The sequence below is a fragment of the Labrys sp. ALF-8 genome (genome assembly GCF_059699065.1).
Genome location: NZ_AP048538.1, coordinates 313202 through 328600, shown reverse-complemented (window position 1 = coordinate 328600; position 15399 = coordinate 313202). Strand labels below are relative to the sequence as shown.

General features: G+C 63.1%; 17 protein-coding genes. 11 read left to right on the top strand and 6 right to left on the bottom strand.

Annotated elements, in window-relative coordinates; genetic code table 11:
- Positions 1–274: 274 nt before the first annotated feature.
- Together AC6H34_RS21340 and AC6H34_RS21335 are read right to left on the bottom strand one after the other, a co-directional pair.
- Complete coding sequence (locus AC6H34_RS21340; RefSeq protein WP_448146966.1) at positions 275–1519, bottom strand: L,D-transpeptidase family protein; 1245 nt, start codon at positions 1517–1519, stop codon at positions 275–277.
- A gap of 300 nt (positions 1520–1819) precedes the next feature.
- Positions 1820–2227, bottom strand: coding sequence for a DUF6163 family protein (locus AC6H34_RS21335; protein WP_448146965.1), 408 nt, complete (start codon positions 2225–2227; stop codon positions 1820–1822).
- A gap of 51 nt (positions 2228–2278) precedes the next feature.
- On the opposite strand from AC6H34_RS21335, the gene AC6H34_RS21330 reads away from it, so the two are divergent.
- Positions 2279–2407: a hypothetical protein gene (locus AC6H34_RS21330; protein WP_448146964.1), complete on the top strand. Its 129-nt coding sequence runs from the start codon at positions 2279–2281 to the stop codon at positions 2405–2407.
- Between the two features lie 125 nt (positions 2408–2532).
- Positions 2533–3570: a porphobilinogen synthase gene (hemB, locus tag AC6H34_RS21325; RefSeq protein ID WP_448146963.1), complete on the top strand. Its 1038-nt coding sequence runs from the start codon at positions 2533–2535 to the stop codon at positions 3568–3570.
- 12 nt (positions 3571–3582) lie between these two features.
- Here hemB and AC6H34_RS21320 read toward each other — a convergent pair whose 3' ends face one another.
- A complete protein-coding gene (locus AC6H34_RS21320) occupies positions 3583–3864 on the bottom strand; it encodes an Rdx family protein (protein ID WP_448146962.1) in 282 nt (93 codons plus the stop codon).
- A gap of 107 nt (positions 3865–3971) precedes the next feature.
- Between AC6H34_RS21320 and AC6H34_RS21315 the strand changes: the two genes are divergently transcribed.
- The 7 genes from AC6H34_RS21315 (at position 3972) to AC6H34_RS21285 (ending at position 10771) form a co-directional block, all read left to right on the top strand.
- Positions 3972–5312 carry a branched-chain amino acid ABC transporter permease gene (locus tag AC6H34_RS21315; protein ID WP_448146961.1) on the top strand — a complete coding sequence of 447 codons (1341 nt, stop codon included), beginning with the start codon at positions 3972–3974 and terminating at the stop codon, positions 5310–5312.
- A 120-nt stretch (positions 5313–5432) separates the two neighbouring features.
- Positions 5433–6182 carry an arginyltransferase gene (locus AC6H34_RS21310; protein ID WP_497540134.1) on the top strand — a complete coding sequence of 250 codons (750 nt, stop codon included), beginning with the start codon at positions 5433–5435 and terminating at the stop codon, positions 6180–6182.
- Positions 6183–6280: 98 nt separating this feature from the next.
- Positions 6281–6568 carry a GCG_CRPN prefix-to-repeats domain-containing protein gene (locus AC6H34_RS21305; RefSeq protein WP_448146959.1) on the top strand — a complete coding sequence of 96 codons (288 nt, stop codon included), beginning with the start codon at positions 6281–6283 and terminating at the stop codon, positions 6566–6568.
- A gap of 386 nt (positions 6569–6954) precedes the next feature.
- A complete protein-coding gene (locus AC6H34_RS21300) occupies positions 6955–7830 on the top strand; it encodes a carbohydrate ABC transporter permease (RefSeq protein WP_497540133.1) in 876 nt (291 codons plus the stop codon).
- Positions 7815–8630, top strand: a complete 816-nt coding sequence (locus tag AC6H34_RS21295) for a carbohydrate ABC transporter permease (protein ID WP_448146957.1) — start codon at positions 7815–7817, stop codon at positions 8628–8630. The genes AC6H34_RS21300 and AC6H34_RS21295 overlap by 16 nt, the downstream gene beginning before the upstream one ends.
- A gap of 1 nt (position 8631) precedes the next feature.
- On the top strand, positions 8632–9681 hold the full coding sequence (locus tag AC6H34_RS21290) for an NAD(P)-dependent alcohol dehydrogenase (protein WP_497540132.1): 1050 nt from the start codon (positions 8632–8634) through the stop codon (positions 9679–9681).
- Positions 9682–9685: 4 nt separating this feature from the next.
- Entirely contained in the window at positions 9686–10771 is a 1086-nt protein-coding gene (locus tag AC6H34_RS21285; RefSeq protein WP_497540131.1) for an ABC transporter ATP-binding protein, read from the top strand.
- Positions 10772–10809: 38 nt separating this feature from the next.
- On the opposite strand, the gene AC6H34_RS21280 is transcribed toward AC6H34_RS21285, so the two are convergent.
- The gene (locus tag AC6H34_RS21280) at positions 10810–11694 is read right to left on the bottom strand and encodes a PfkB family carbohydrate kinase (RefSeq protein WP_448146954.1); all 885 of its coding nucleotides are present in this window, start codon (positions 11692–11694) and stop codon (positions 10810–10812) included.
- Between the two features lie 536 nt (positions 11695–12230).
- Positions 12231–12389: a hypothetical protein gene (locus tag AC6H34_RS21275; protein WP_413988376.1), complete on the bottom strand. Its 159-nt coding sequence runs from the start codon at positions 12387–12389 to the stop codon at positions 12231–12233.
- A gap of 209 nt (positions 12390–12598) precedes the next feature.
- Here AC6H34_RS21275 and AC6H34_RS21270 point away from each other — a divergent pair, with 209 nt between their 5' ends.
- Together AC6H34_RS21270 and AC6H34_RS21265 are read left to right on the top strand one after the other, a co-directional pair.
- Positions 12599–13201 carry a GNAT family N-acetyltransferase gene (locus AC6H34_RS21270; RefSeq protein ID WP_448146953.1) on the top strand — a complete coding sequence of 201 codons (603 nt, stop codon included), beginning with the start codon at positions 12599–12601 and terminating at the stop codon, positions 13199–13201.
- A 294-nt stretch (positions 13202–13495) separates the two neighbouring features.
- Positions 13496–13969, top strand: coding sequence for a hypothetical protein (locus AC6H34_RS21265; RefSeq protein ID WP_497540130.1), 474 nt, complete (start codon positions 13496–13498; stop codon positions 13967–13969).
- 64 nt (positions 13970–14033) lie between these two features.
- Here AC6H34_RS21265 and AC6H34_RS21260 read toward each other — a convergent pair whose 3' ends face one another.
- On the bottom strand, positions 14034–15164 hold the full coding sequence (locus AC6H34_RS21260; RefSeq protein WP_448146951.1) for a Gfo/Idh/MocA family protein: 1131 nt from the start codon (positions 15162–15164) through the stop codon (positions 14034–14036).
- Positions 15165–15399: the final 235 nt, after the last annotated feature.

Here is a 15399-nt window from a genome sequence, read left to right as displayed (position 1 = left end):
CCAAAGTGTGATTGGCGGACACGAGCCGTTCGTGAGACCGAAGCGTGCGGCCTGGTGCGCCGGTCTCCACAGACCGCCCGGTATTTATCCGGACGTCGAAAGAGAGGCGATTTCAGGCCCTCGGGAGCGAAACGTTGTCATCCCCGCCCTCCGGGAAAGGAAGAGGCAGGCTGGAAGCCTGGGTTCGCAGGAGCGACTACGCTCGTGCCCAAATAAAACGGCGCCGCAGATGCCTGCGGCGCCGAAACGTCCTCCTGAAGCCCCGATGCCGGAATCAGCCCTGCTCTTCCTTGGTCACCACGGCGAGGTTCGCGTAGCCGTCCTTGTTGTAGACGTCGTCACGGAATTCCACGAGGCCCTCGGGAGTGGCCCAGGCGGTGATGTAGGCCCAGAACACCGGCACCTTGGCCTGCGGCGTCGCCGTGGTGCGGGCACCCGAGCGAATGACTTCGTCGATACGGTCGCGGGTATACTCCGTACCCTGGAGGATCCAGGCGCAGAGCTCGCGTACGTCCTGCACGCGGGCGCAGCCCGAGGAGTCGAAGCGATATTCCGAACCGAACACCGACTTGTAGGGCGTATCGTGCATGTACACGCCATACTGGTTGGCGATGTTGATGCGCACCTGGCCGAGCGAGTTGCCAAAGCCGGGATCCTGGGTGAAGCGCATGCGGGTCGCCTCATCCGAATTCCAGTTGATCTGCTCGGGCTGAATCTCCTGGCCCTGGGGGGTGTAGATGCGGATATGGTGCTCGGCCAGATAGGTCGGCTCCTTCTGCATCAAAGGAATCAGGTCCTTCTTGATGATGGAGAGCGGCACCGTCCAGAACGGGTTGAAGTTCACGTTCTGAACCACGGTCGAGAGGATCGGCGAGGGACGGTCCGGCTTGCCGATGACGGTATTGTGGCGCTGCTCGACCACCCCGTTGCTGACGGCTTCGAGTTCCGTCGCCGGGATGTTCATCATGATGTAGCGGTTGCCGAGATTGCCCATGGTGCGCAGACGCACGATGTTCATCTGCAACTGCTTCAAGCGGATCTCGATCGGGATCGCGAGCGCGGCGCGCGAGGTATCGCCGACCACACCGCTGGCCAGGATGCCATGGCGGGACTGGAAGCGCTTCACGGCACCGTCGAGATAAGAGTCGAACACCGGGGAGCCGCCGAGAGAGGGAGCAAGATCACCCGAGACGATGAGGCGCTGGCGCAACGACACGACGTCGGCGTTGCGGTCGCCGAGCTGAAGGCGGCCATTGCCGGTCACCTGCGGCCAGCCGCCCTGGGAGGCGAGTTCCGTGTACTTGGCCAGCGCGTTCTGCGTCGCCTGCAGCGTATAGGGCGAGAAGGTGGGAGAGGAACTGGTCGCCGCCGCGATCGGACTGGCGACGGAATCATAGCGATCCTTCATCTCCATCTGCCCGAGGCCGAGATCGTCGGCGAGGGCGGAACGGGTAAGTGCGGTCGTCGCAGCCCCCAAAGCCAGGGTGGAGAGGAAATTGCGGCGAGAAAAATGAGACATATCGATCCAATCCTGCAGTCAAAGCCTGCTTCCGCCACGTTCCTACCGTACCGGCAGTCCCCCGCAGCCGTGAATTGGCGCAGGTATTACACCAGACAGGTAAACGAACCGCGACCAGAACAGAACTCTGTCACCAGCCCCGACAGGCATACGCGTTATACTAGACTTGAGACTGACGCCTATCGGCAGAAAACGGCAAAACCGGGACAAATATGGCGGCTCTCCGGCAAGATCACCCGGATGTGAGCTTTCCCCGCATCGCCGTGACATTGTTGCAACAGCCTGCACCCCACCCCGGCGTCAGTGATGCCGCCGCTCGCGGGACGCAAAATACGCCAGCCCGACATAGAGGGCAATCAACACCCCGATCGTCGTCATCATCGCATATTGCCGTCCGAAGATCTCGGGGCGAAACAGCGAGATGATGAAGTAGCTGCCCGAGGCGATCAACCAGATCACGCCGCCCCATGTCGCCGTCATCCACAAGCCGACGGCGGCAACCAGATCGAAGACCGCGAAGAAGATCACCGCGGTCTGGGTCAGAACGGGCATGCCAAGGAAGCGATCGGGGTCGGCATGCCCGATCCCGAGTATGAGGCACCAATGGATGATACCCTTTGCCATCCAGAGGACGGCGACGGCACGCATGAACCACAACAGATAGGCGCCATAGGGCGGGCCGTCGCGGTCGAACTCGATATCGCTCATGTCATGCCTCGTTACGCATGGTCTTCTAGCGGGGAGCGTGCCGGAGGGCAAATGGGAGCTCCGGCACCCTCTGGATGGAGCCGGCTCTACGGCCTGGCGCGCGCCAGGCCCGGAGCGGCGATCACCGATCGCCCTTCTTCTCCCCCAGGGCACTTCGTCTCCAAGGTCGTCGATTGGTGATCGAAGCTCCCGTGTCGAGCGCGCATGTTTTCGTCCGTCTTCCGGGGGTGTGACATGACGCCCTCTGCGCCAAGGCGCGGATGTGCTAGAACTATTCGAAACAATCGCCTTTCCAAGAGACTGCCATGCCCTCCTCCGTCACGCCGCTCAAGACCGCCCCCGCTCCCCGGAACGATCGGCTGGATCTCTCCGAACGCCCACGCCGCAACCGCAAGAGCGAATGGGCACGCCGGCTGGTGAAGGAAAACGTGCTCACTGCCAACGACCTGATCTGGCCGATCTTCGTGCAGGACGGCATCAATACGCGCACGCCGGTTGCCGCGATGCCCGGCGTCGACCGCGTCACCATCGATATCGCCGCGCAGGAGGCCGCTCGCGCCGCCGAGTTGGATATCCCCGTCGTGGCGATCTTCCCGTACACCGATCCGGACCTGCGCGATCCCACGGGCAGCGAGGCCCTCAACGCCCAGAACCTCACCTGCCGCGCCTGCCGCGCCATCAAGGCCAAGGTGCCGGAGATCGGCCTCCTTACCGACGTCGCGCTCGACCCCTACACCTCCCACGGCCATGACGGCCTGCTCGAAGACGGTCGCATCCTCAACGACGAGACCGTCGCCCTCCTGGTGCGCCAGGCCCTGGTCCAGGCGGAAGCGGGTTCCGACATCATCGCCCCCTCGGACATGATGGACGGCCGCGTCGGCGCCATCCGCGCCGCGCTGGACGATGCTGGCTTTATGGACGTGCAGATCATGGCCTACTCGGCCAAATACGCTTCGGCCTTCTACGGCCCGTTCCGGGAAGCGGTCGGCTCCTCCGGCGCCCTGAAGGGCGACAAGCGCACCTATCAGATGGACTATGCCAACAGCGACGAGGCCGTACGCGAGGCAGAGCTCGATCTTGCCGAGGGCGCCGACATGATCATGGTCAAGCCGGGGCTGCCCTATCTCGACATCGTTGCCCGCCTGAAATCGACCTTTGGCCGACCGACCTTCGCCTACCAGGTCTCGGGCGAATACGCGATGATCATGGCGGCGGCCCAGAACGGCTGGATCGACGGCGAAAAGGCCATGGTGGAAAGCCTGACAGCCTTCAAGCGAGCCGGCGCCGACGGCATCCTCACCTATTTTGCCCCGCGGGTCGCCGAATATCTGCGGAAGAAATAGGAGGAGGGGTAATCACCTGTCGATGTGCCCGAGATCCCGTTCTGGATCCAGCCTGTCGCGCACCAACTGCTTGAGCGTCTTCACATCGGGAAAGCCTCCGTCACGCTTGCGCTCCCAGATCTCCAGCCCTTCATATTCGATGCGGAACGCGCCGCCGGTCGCGGGGACGAGCGTGACCTCTCCCAGGTCCTCCTGAAAGGTGGAGAGGAGTTCCTGGGCCATCCAGGCTGCGCGCAGCATCCAGTTGCATTGGCGGCAGTACACGATGGTCACGCTCGGCTTGTCGTCACGCATGGGAATCCTCGAACCGAAGGAATGGCATGGGGCAAAGATAGGCTTGCGCACTGCCCGGGGAAAGCGCATCGATCGTCGAAACACAGACAGTCCCGATAGCAGCCGCCTTGATTCATCGCCTCGTCGCCCTGATCCTCATGGCATTGTGTCTCGTCTCCTGCCGGGATGGGCTCGACCAGCAGGAAGTCACGACCTGCCGGCAGACATTGCCCGCCGTGGATCTCGACGCGGAGAAGTTTCTCGTCACGGCGGTCGCACCGGCCCCGTCGCCCTACACCATGCGTATCGACTATCGCGTCACCCGGCACGGGCAGACCAGCCTCTCCTTCGTGCTGTGCGGCTTCGGACCTGGCGAACGGGGTGATCGCGCACGCGAACTGACGATCCTCTCTACGCCTACCGAGATCTATTCCCCTGTCAGGCTTCATATACTCAAGCGATACTGGCTCGACCGCCGAGACCTTTCCTATGCAGCCGATCCCGGCCCCGGTGAAACCGCGGTCGATGTGCCGCAGGTGCCGGCGCCCATCGCCTATCTCCTGCAGAGCATCGCAAACGGCTTGCCCAACATGGCGATGACGATGCTCATCGCGGTCGCCTATGCCCTGGTCTTCGGCCTCGTCGGACGGATCAATCTGGCATTCGGCGACTTCGCCGCTCTGGGGGGCATCGTCAGCATATCGGCCGTACTGGCCATGCTTGCCTTCGGTTCGGCATCCATGGCCCTCAACCTCCTCTGTGCAGGCGCAGCGGCCGTGGGCCTGACCATGCTCGCCGGCAAGGTTGTCGAGCAACTGGTATTTGCCCCCCTCGCCTTCCGGAGCGGGCAGACCATCCTGATCGCTACCCTCGGCGTCGCGGTAGCCATGCGTGAACTGATGCGTCTCATGGAAGGGCCGCAGAACCGATGGGTGCCCCCCATCGACGCCACGCCCATTCCCCTGGCCAGGGCGGAAGGCTTCGTCGTCAACATCACGCCGATGCAGATCGCGGTTGGAGCCGGAGCCACAGCGCTGGCCCTGCTCGTGGCCCGGCTCATGCATGTGACCGAGTTCGGCCGGCGCTGGCGCGCCATCTCGGACGATGCGCTGATGGCCAATCTGGTGGGCATATCGAGTCGCGCCATGCTGACACGGACCTTCGTGATGGCCTCCGCCCTTGCCGGGATCGCCGGCTTCATCACGACGGCAAGCTATGGCGGCACGGATGCCTATGGCGGCGTGCTGATCGGTTTGAAGGGCCTCGTCGCAGCCGTGATCGGCGGTATCGGCTCGGTGGAAGGGGCCCTTCTCGGCGGGCTTGCGCTCGGTCTCTTCGAGATGATCTGGCAGGCCTATCTGCCCATCGGCGAGCGCGACGTCGCGGTCATGGTGGTGATGGTGGTGATGCTGATCTTCCGCCCCGGCGGCCTGCTCGGTTTCGCCGAGACCGGTCCGCGGCAGGTCTAGGGCAGCCGTAGGTCACGCCGGGATGCGGATCGCCACTCAAAATCCCGTTCGCCCCCACGAGATACTGGCAGTTGGGGCGCCCCGGTGGTACGCTTGTCCCAATCGACAAGGAAAGTGGCGTTGAGCATAGAAATCAGGGACTCGCCGCAATTCTACCTGACTGCGCCCTCGCCCTGCCCCTATCTGAAGGGCCGGCAGGAACGGAAGGTCTTCACCCATCTGATCGGCGAACGCGCGTCCCGCCTCAACGACGTCCTGAGCCATGGCGGCTTCCGGCGCTCGCAGACTATTGCCTATCGCCCCGCCTGCGAGAACTGCAAGGCCTGCGTTTCCGTACGCGTGCCCGTGGCGGACTTCCACAAGACGAAATCCTTCCGGCGCACCTGGACGGACAACGGCGACGTCGTCTCCGACATGCGGAGCGCCACGCCGACCTCCGAACAGTATTCCACCTTCCGCGCCTACCTCGACCAGCGCCACGCCGATGGCGGCATGGCGGACATGACGGTGCTCGACTACGCCATGATGGTCGAGGACACGCATGTGAACACCAAGCTGGTGGAATATCGCCTTTCCGGCCCGGACCTGCCGGTCAATCGCCAGGGCGAGGGTCCGCTGATCGGCGTCTCCCTCACCGACATCCTCGCAGACGGCCTGTCGATGGTCTATTCCTTCTATGAACCCGGAATGGCCGGGCGCAGCGTCGGCACCTACATGATTCTCGACCACATTGAGCGCACCAGGGCGATGAGCCTGCCCTATCTCTATCTGGGCTACTGGGTCGAAGGCTCGCGCAAGATGGCCTATAAGGGCCGCTTCCTCCCGCAGGAACGTCTGGGCCCCAATGGCTGGGATCGCGTCGAGAAATAGTCCGCAATGTTTCTGAACGAAGGATGACCGGCGCGCTCAAGCCGCGTTCAGTCGTCCTGTGCGACAGTTGCCCTCATCGCAATGCCAGTGAGGGTCTCATGACTTTCCCCACCAAGACCATTTTTGCGGCCGCTCTCGCCATCACCGGCCTGGCCGCCACCATCGAAACCTCATCCGCCATGCCTCTGGGTTCCAAGGTGCCGGCGGCCTCGCCCCTGCTGCAGGATGTGCGCTGGGGATGCGGCCCGGGCTGGCACCCCAATCCGTGGGGACGCTGTGTTCCCGATCGCCGTCCGGCCTATGGCTATGGCTACGGCTATGGCTATCATCCCCACTACTGGGGGCATCCGGAGTATCGCCCCTATCATCGCTGGTACCGCTACTAGGCCGCTTCTCCCTTTGGTTCGCTTGCGCCAGGATCATCTACCGGCCGGAGCCGCCGGTCGTCGCGTAACGGCTCCAGTCTGGAAAACGGCGTCCCTACGGGGGCGCCGTTTTTCATTGTCCGACCAATCGCGTTGACGACCCGGAAAACTTGATCAATAGTTGTCTACCCCAACAATCTCGCTTGGGTTGTAACAAGACAAAAATAGAACTTGGAGGAAACGTGCCGGGGCAGTTCCGTCCCGCCACACCCGCAACCAGGCGCCGGCGCGCACTCTTCCCGATTTACGGAAGGAGGCGGCCGCCAGGTGACGTCGTTCCATCGGACGGAACGGATGCCACCTAACTTCATATAGCCCCTGTCCCTCGTTGCGCGGTGGTTGCCTCTATGAAGATCAGGACGCGCCTTCCGGTGCTTTTCACGGCACCGTCTATGCTGACGCTGCTGTTCCTGTCGCTGGTGCCGACGGTCTACGCGATCAACATCGCCTTCCAGGACCGCGAGCTCAGCAGCGAAGAGGTCAGCTATGTCGGCTTCGCCAATTTCGTCGACCTCTTCCATGACAATCGCTTTCTCAACGCCATCCGGGTATCGCTTCTCTGGGAGATCACGACGGTGGCGGCCACCATGCTCGTTGCGGTGGTACTCGCCATCCTCCTATTCGAGACGACCTCCCCGCGCGTGCGCAACATCCTGTGCGCGATCTTCATAATCCCCGTCCTGCTGCCGCGCGTCTCGGCCGCCTTCGTGTGGAAATTCGCCTTCCACCCCCTTTTCGGTATCGCCGTCTATCCCATCCGCATGATCACCGGCGAGCCGATCGACCTCCTCGCCGATCCGCGTACCGCCATGGCGACCGTCGCCATCGTCGACGTCTGGCAGTGGAGTCTTCTGTTCTGTGTCATCCTGGTCAAGCTGCTCGAAACCCTGCCGCAGCAGCCGCTCGAGGCCGCCCGGCTCGATCATGCCCGCACGTGGGAAGTCTATTTCTATATCGCCCTGCCCATGCTTGCCGCGCCCCTCGTCAGCCTGACCTTCGTCAAGATGGTCGAATCGCTGCGCGCATTCGACCTCATCTACGTCATGACCCGCGGCGGTCCCGGCATCGCGACCGAGACGCTCGACATGTACGCCTTCTCACAAGGCTTCATCGAGTCGGGGCGCATCTCCTACGCCTCCTCAATGGCCGTGCTCATGATGGTCGCCACCACCATCGCCTTCACCGTCATCTTCAAGCGGGTGAAAAAATGGCAAGAGGTCTAGCCCGTTATATCGCCTGGCTGATCATCGCCGGGCTGGTCTTCCTGACGCTTTTCCCGCTGTTCTGGACGCTGCTCAGCGCCTTCAAGAACCGTGTCGACATCGTCACCACGTCTCCCGTCTTCTTCTTCACCCCCACCCTCGACAATTTCACCTACATCCTCACCCGCGACAGCGTGCAGGCGGGCCTGATGAACTCCCTCATCGTCACGGGATCGGCAGTCGCCATCGGCGCCCTGCTGGGCCTGCCCTGCGCCTATGCCGTCGCGCGCTATCCCATGAGGCTGTCCGACGACATAAAGTTCTTCGTCCTCTCAATGCGCTTCATGCCGCCGGTCGCGATCGCCGTGCCGCTGATGGTCATATGGCTCAATCTCGGCCTGTACGACAGCAAGATCGCGCTGATCGTCACCTATTCCCTCTCGACCCTCGCCACCACGGTATGGCTCGCCATCCCGGCATTCTCGCGCGTTCCGCGTGAGATCGAAGAGGCGGCCTATGTCGACGGCTACGGCCCGTACTCGATCTTCTTCCTCATCGCCATTCCCGTCGCCGCCAAGTCCCTCATCGGCGCGCTCGTCTTCTCCTTCATCCTGGTGTGGAACGAGTTCTTCATCGCGCTGATGCTGACCACTTCCGACGCCAAGACCCTGCCCATCGTCGCCTCGGAATTCACCCAGCTAGGCCGGGACGTTCCCTGGGGCATCCTCAACGCCTCGGTCATCCTTCTGTCCCTGCCCCCGCTCCTCTTCCTGGGTGTCATCTCCGGCTTCATCAACTCCGCCCTGAAATCACGAGACTGAAATGCGCGCGCTTGTCCTGGAAAAGAAAGACGTCCTCTCCATCCGCGATATCGACCTGCCGCAGAAGGTCGGGCCCCATGACGTGAAGATCCGCCTGCACACGGTCGGCATCTGCGGCAGCGACGTGCATTACTACACCCATGGCGGCATCGGCTCGCGCAAGGTCGAGGCACCGATGGTGCTGGGCCACGAGGCCTCTGGCACGGTGGTCGAGGTGGGCTCGGCCGTGAAGAAGCTGCATGTCGGAGATCGTGTCTGCATGGAGCCCGGTATCCCCGACATGAACTCGAAGGCCACCCTGCTCGGCATGTACAATGTCGACCCTGCGGTGACCTTCTGGGCGACCCCGCCGATCCATGGCTGCCTCACCGGCTATGTCGTCCACCCGGCGGCCTTCACCTTCAGGCTTCCCGACAATGTCAGCTACGCCGAGGGAGCGATGGTGGAGCCGTTCGCGGTGGGCATGCAGGCGGCCGCCCGCGCGCGCATCAAGCCGGGCGATGTCGCCGTGGTGCTCGGCGCCGGCCCCATCGGCATCATGGTGGCGCTGGCGGCGTTGGCGGGAGGCTGCAGCAAGGTCATCATCACCGACCTGCACCAGCCCAAGCTCGATATCGCGGGCGGCTATGCCGGCATCATTCCCGTGAACATACGCGGTGACGACGTCAGGCAGGTCGTCGAACGCGAGACCGACGGCTGGGGCGCCAATGTCGTGTTCGAGGCAAGCGGCGCACCGAAGGCGATCGAAAGCGCGCCCACCCTGGCCTGTCCGGGTGGCGCGATCGTCTTCGTGGGCATTCCGGTGGATGCCTATCACCTCTCGATCCATGCCTTGATGGGCAAGGAACTCAGGGTCGAGACGGTGTTCCGCTACGCCAATGTCTATGACCGGGCCATCGGCTTGATCGCCTCCGGCAAGGTCGACCTCAAGCCGCTGATCTCGGAGACCTTCGACTTCGAACGCTCCATCGAAGCTTTCGAACGGGCCGCCTCGGGCCGCCCCGAAGACGTCAAGCTGCAGATCGAGCTCGAATCCACCCAGGACTGGTAGCATCATGGCCGACATCTCGTTTCGCAAGGTCGTCAAGAAATTTGGGGAAGTCGGCGTCGTGCACGACTTCAGCCTGGATGTGGCGGACCGCGAATTCATCGTCTTCCTGGGACCGTCGGGCTGCGGCAAGTCGACCCTGCTGCGCATGCTGGCGGGACTGGAGAACATCAGCGGCGGCGAGATCGCTATCGGCGGCCGGGTCGTCAACGACCTCACGCCCCGCGAGCGCGACGTCGCCATGGTGTTCCAGAACTACGCCCTCTATCCGCATATGAGCGTCTACGGAAACATCGCCTTTGGCCTGAAACGCATGAAGATCGCCAAGGCCGAGATTGACAGGAGAGTGCACGCGGCAGCCGCGACGCTTGGCCTCGAGCCCTTCCTCGATCGCAAGTCCACGGCCCTCTCAGGCGGCCAGCAGCAGCGCGTCGCCATCGCTCGGGCCATCGTCAAGACGCCCGGCGTCTTCCTATTCGACGAACCGCTCTCCAATCTGGACGCCAAGCTGCGCAACCACATGCGTGTGGAAATCGCGCGCCTCCATCAACGCCTCTCCACCACCACGGTCTATGTCACGCATGACCAACTGGAGGCGATGACGCTGGCGGACCGCATCGTGTTGCTGCGCGACGGCGTCATCCAGCAGGTCGGCACGCCGCGGGAAATCTTCGAGCGCCCCAGGAGCCAGTTCGTCGCCGCTTTCATCGGCACCCCGGCGATGAACTTCATCGACGTCGACCTGCACGCCCCGGCCGGCATCACCATCGACCGCACTCGCTTCGAACTCGAAGGGCGAAGCGCGGTGGTGGCGGGCATCCGTCCTGCCCATTTCCGTCCCGCGCAGCCCCAGGAGACGAGCAATCTCGTCGAAGGCACGGTCGACCTCATCGAGTTCCTCGGCAATGAAGCCCTTATCAGCCTGCAATATGCCGGCGTCGAACTCGGCATCCTGGTGCCGGCAGGCCAATGCCCCGCAGTCGGCGACAGGATACGCATGACCTTCGATCCCGAGAATCTGCATGTCTTCGACAGGCAGAGCGGCGCGTCGCTGCGCCGGAGCGATGCGGAACGCTCCCGGGCCGTAGCCTAGAGCGCTTTGTGTTTTGACGGAATCGACAATGCGCGCGGTCAGCCCAGCCGCGCCATGGCTTGCTCGACGGCATCGCGGCCAGGCATCCCGTCCCAGCCATTGCCGAGCTCGCATTTGAGGCTTGCCGCCGCGCTGGCAAATCGAGCCGCCTGCAGCAGCGGGCGCCTGTCGGCGAGCGCCGCCGCCAGGGCACCGTGGAACACGTCGCCTGCACCGGTCGTGTCCTGCACGGTGACACGCAGGGCTGGAACATGGGCGAGGCGGCCGTCTGTCCACCAGATCGACCCCTCTGACCCGAGGGTTACGCCGATCGTACCGCCGAGCCGCTCCGCCAGGGCCTGGCAGCTCGCCGCGTCCGGCTCAGCTCCCCCGCTCATCAGCGCGAAGCCGTCCTCCGAGAAGACCGGGAGACTGGAACGGCGGGCAAGATCGAACAGCTTGTCGGGTTCGATCCCCTCCGCATCGAGCACTGAAGCCACGTTGGCAGCGCGAGCGGCGTCCAGCGCCGCCGCCGCTCCTTCGAACCAGCTCACGTCGGCAAGGATTGCACCGGCTTTTTTTACGTCGCCAAGCGGCAGATGCGCCGCCGAGCATGGCAGGGAGCCGTGACCATAGCCGACGATGAAGCGCTCGCCCTTGCGATCGACGATGACCACCGCCGTGACGGTGTCCGCACCGTCTTCGAAAAGGGTTCCGGCCAGGCCCACGCCGTGATGATGCAATCTCTCGCGCAGGAACTCGCTCTCCGGATCGGCTCCCATGCGGCTCCACAGTTCCGCCGGCCGGTCCAGAACCGCGCACGCCACAGCCGCCGTCGCCGCCGGTCCGCCACCGCGCTTGGCATGGCGGAGGGCCGGGATCTTTATGGCCTGCTTGGGCATCTCCTCGATTTCAAGCACCTGGTCCAGGGTGGTCGTGCCCACGCAAATGACGGGCTGGGATCGCGTCGCCGCACTTGTCACAGTCTTAGGTCCGTTCCTCGGTACCGGCCGGGCCGGTCATTTCCTCAACTATCTCTCTGCCGCGGAACAGGTTCCGATTCTTGACGATCGGCTGGAACAAGCCCGGACCAGGCGCGTGCAACGCGGCACGCAGGCGGATAATAGGTGGAAATTGTCAGAGGAAACAACTGCCGTCTCGCCGCAGGTGGCTGCGAATCAAGTGCGAAGGAGCAAGGCGGGCTGGCACCGCTCCCAACGGCACGCCAACCATCTGTCATGCGGCCTCCGCCTCCGATATAACACCCGCGTCACGCTGAGATGGGGATGCTTGGAGCAGTATCCGCAGCCCTCTGGGGGAGCGCATTATGCAGAGAAGGACGGAGATCGTTCCGTCGTCCGATTGTGGCGGCGTACCACGCCGCACAGCTCCCCGCGCGCATATCAGGCAAAATAAAAGCCCGGCACGCAACCAAGCGTCCGGGCTCGTTTCTATTTCTCACGGGAAGCCAGCGAAGGTGTCAGCCATGCCGGGCGAGGTCAGGAATATCGCCGCGGCTGAAGCCGATCTCGGCAAGATCCTTGTCGGTGAGCATCTGATAGGCAGCCAGACGATTCTGGTAGGCCCGGTAGGCCTGGTAGCGGGCGCGCAGAGCGGCAATAAGGCTCGCGAAGATCATGATCTTTCTCTCAAATCCATTGTTTGTTGCAGTGCAATATAGAGAGGCGCCGCTCCGTCCGGTAGCGATGAGAGTGCATGGCTACCATGCGGGCATATCGCAACCACATCCGTGAAGCTTCTTGAACAAGGAACAGGACTATCGCCTCCCTCGTCGACGTCACCTCCCCCCACTCGGCAACGGGCCCAAAAGCTCCGCCGGGCGCTACCATGAATACCGATCCACCATTTGAGATCGAGGAAAGTTCACCCATGCCCCGACTGTCGGCATTCTCCGTTCCACCGACTCTCGAGACGCCGCGCCTCATACTTCGCGCACACGGACCCGGAGATCTGGAACCCTGCACGGCGATGTGGTCCGAGCCCGCAGTCCTGCGATACATCCGCAAATCCCCCTATCCCCGGGAGGAAGTGTGGACCCGCATCCTTCGCTACGGGGGGCATTGGCAGTGGCTCGGCTTCGGCTTCTGGGTCGTCCTGGAGAAGGCGACCGGGCATTTCGTCGGAGAGGTGGGCATTCAGAACTTCGAGCGTGACATCGAGCCCGAATTCCGTGGCACCCCGGAACTCGGCTACAGCATCACGAGCGCCAACCAAGGTAAAGGTTATGCCACGGAAGCAGCAAAGATGGTCCTAAGCTGGTTCGATGGCCATATTGATATTCCACATACCAATTGCATGACGAGTCCCGATAATATTCACTCACAACGGGTCGCGCTCAAATGTGGCTATGAATATGTCCGGCAGTCCATACATCAGGGCTCCCCTGTTGCAATGTTTCGTAGGCGCCGTGCCGCGCAGCCTGCAGGCTAAACCCTTCTGAAAAACGACAGATCCTATACTTACTGACGTTACGGCGAAAAACGCCATAAACTATGACATGTTCATGAATTGCACGCCGGGCGAGCATGCCCGGCAAGCTTTGCCCGAAACGGAAACTTGTCCCTCTACGCCCAGGTTCCGCTTTTTTCTTTCGCAGACTCAGTCTATTACCGGTTCGTGCCGTACCTTCGCCGCAATCCTAATCGCAGAAATAGGCATCCCGGCCGAGGGTTTATCCAAGAGTCGGCGGCGGACATGGTCCGCCGAGAGAGAGGGAGTTACCAGATGATTCGTTCAGCCATCATCGCTACCGGGCTGGCACTCGCCGGCGCCATGGCCTTCGCGGCCCCCGCCAGCGCACTTACGATGAAGGAGTGCAGCACCAAGTACGAAGCGGCCAAGTCGGGCAATATGCTCAACGGCATGAGCTGGAACGATTTCCGCAAGGCCCAGTGCGGCGCTGACGCGACGCCTGCCGCGGCTCCTGCCGCTCCCGCACCGGCTGCTCCCGCCGCTCCCGCTCCGACGACCACGGCGGCCAAGCCCAAGCCGGCGGCACCCACCGCCACGACGGGCGGTGCCGTGTTCCCGACAGCCGTATCGCCCAAATACTCCACCGAGTCGGCCGGCAAGCAGCGCATGCATACCTGCCTCGACCAGTACAACGCCAACAAGGCCAATAACGGCAATGGCGGCTTGAAGTGGATCCAGAAAGGCGGCGGCTACTACAGCGAATGCAACAAGCGGCTGAAGGGCTGAGCTGAGCCCACACGCAAGGCTTGAGAATGTTTCGAGGCCGCGGGTGCTACCCGCGGCCTTTTTGTCATCCGACCTTCACCCAGCCGCCTCCGGCGAAGCTGTCGGCTATTGCATGCACCGTTTTCTCGATGGCGAGTCCATCGTCGAAATCGAAGATCGAGGCCTTCTCGCCCTTGATTCGCCCAACCAATTCGCGGCATTCGATCACCTTGAGATCGTTGAAGCCGAGGCCGTGGCCGGGCGCTGGAATGAAGCGGTCATAGGGCCCGTGCACCGGCGCGGCGAGGATGGTTCTGAAGCCCTGCGTCTCCTCCGTGCCCTCCCGCGTGAAGAGCTGCACTTCGTTGAAGCGCTCCTGATCGAAGACGATGCTGCCCTCGTGCCCGAAGATCTGCAACTGGATGCGCCCCTTGCGCCCCCAGGCAGCGCGATTCACCGTCAATACGCCGGAGGCGCCGTTGTCGAGCCGCAACAGGGCGGTCGCGATGTCGTAATTCTCGATGGCACGGCGCCCTCCCTTGCCGTCCGGCCGGTTCGGGTAGGGGCGCGACATCTCCCCGAAGACCTCGCTCACCCCGCCGAGCACGAACCGCAGAAGGCTGAGGGGATGCACGGCGAAATCGTCGAGCGCCCCATAACCCGCGCTCGCCTCGTTGCGCATGGCGAAAGGCGCCTCGGAATCGGCCATGAAGTCCTCGTCCATCTCCATGCGAACGTGGTTGACCGTGCCGATCGCCCCCTCCCCGATCAGCTTGCGGATCAGGCGCACGACCGGATTCTGGATGTAGTTGAAGCCAAGGACGGCGACCCTGCCGCTCTCGCGCCAGGCTGCATGCATCGCCTCGGCTTCCCGCAACCGCGGCGCCATCGGCTTCTCGCACCAGACATGCTTGCCCGCCTTTAGGGCCTCGATCGCCATCTCCGCATGGAAGCGGTTGGGCGTCGTAATGGAGACGACATCGACCTCAGGATTGGCCAGGAGATCGCGCCAGTCGCCGGTCGCTGCGGCGAAACCCAGTTCGGCGGCCTTGGCGTGCGCAAGATCCGCCGAGGCCTCGGCCAACGCGACGAGGCGCGGCCGCTCGACATCGCCAAATGTCGAGGCTACCGCATTCCAGGCCAGCGCATGACATTTGCCCATGTAACCCGTGCCGACGAGGCCGACACCCAGCCCCTTTCCTTCCGTTCCACTCATGGCGCGTTCCTGCCCTCAAATGATCAACTCTTGGTCATGGGACGGTGGCATACCGCCTTGGTATGGCCGTCATTCCATTTCATTGTGCACTGCAGCACGACTTTGTTGTATGCTGCAGCGCACCAAAATCGACGCAGATCGATTCGTCTTTGAACGACCGGCCGAACCGGCCGGGCGAAGATAACTTATCCGAACGAGGCTCCCCGGCCACCCACGGCCGGAAGCCGAGGGGCAA

Coding starts and splice junctions, on each gene's coding strand:
- AC6H34_RS21340 (WP_448146966.1), bottom strand. CDS start 1,519: ATGTCTCATTTTTCTCGCCGCAATTTCCTCTCCACCCTGGCTTTGGGG.
- AC6H34_RS21265 (WP_497540130.1), top strand. CDS start 13,496: ATGATTCGTTCAGCCATCATCGCTACCGGGCTGGCACTCGCCGGCGCC.
- AC6H34_RS21290 (WP_497540132.1), top strand. CDS start 8,632: ATGCGCGCGCTTGTCCTGGAAAAGAAAGACGTCCTCTCCATCCGCGAT.
- hemB (WP_448146963.1), top strand. CDS start 2,533: ATGCCCTCCTCCGTCACGCCGCTCAAGACCGCCCCCGCTCCCCGGAAC.
- AC6H34_RS21330 (WP_448146964.1), top strand. CDS start 2,279: ATGGGAGCTCCGGCACCCTCTGGATGGAGCCGGCTCTACGGCCTGGCG.
- AC6H34_RS21335 (WP_448146965.1), bottom strand. CDS start 2,227: ATGAGCGATATCGAGTTCGACCGCGACGGCCCGCCCTATGGCGCCTAT.
- AC6H34_RS21295 (WP_448146957.1), top strand. CDS start 7,815: ATGGCAAGAGGTCTAGCCCGTTATATCGCCTGGCTGATCATCGCCGGG.
- AC6H34_RS21275 (WP_413988376.1), bottom strand. CDS start 12,389: ATGATCTTCGCGAGCCTTATTGCCGCTCTGCGCGCCCGCTACCAGGCC.
- AC6H34_RS21300 (WP_497540133.1), top strand. CDS start 6,955: ATGAAGATCAGGACGCGCCTTCCGGTGCTTTTCACGGCACCGTCTATG.
- AC6H34_RS21320 (WP_448146962.1), bottom strand. CDS start 3,864: ATGCGTGACGACAAGCCGAGCGTGACCATCGTGTACTGCCGCCAATGC.
- AC6H34_RS21270 (WP_448146953.1), top strand. CDS start 12,599: ATGAATACCGATCCACCATTTGAGATCGAGGAAAGTTCACCCATGCCC.
- AC6H34_RS21285 (WP_497540131.1), top strand. CDS start 9,686: ATGGCCGACATCTCGTTTCGCAAGGTCGTCAAGAAATTTGGGGAAGTC.
- AC6H34_RS21305 (WP_448146959.1), top strand. CDS start 6,281: ATGACTTTCCCCACCAAGACCATTTTTGCGGCCGCTCTCGCCATCACC.
- AC6H34_RS21260 (WP_448146951.1), bottom strand. CDS start 15,164: ATGAGTGGAACGGAAGGAAAGGGGCTGGGTGTCGGCCTCGTCGGCACG.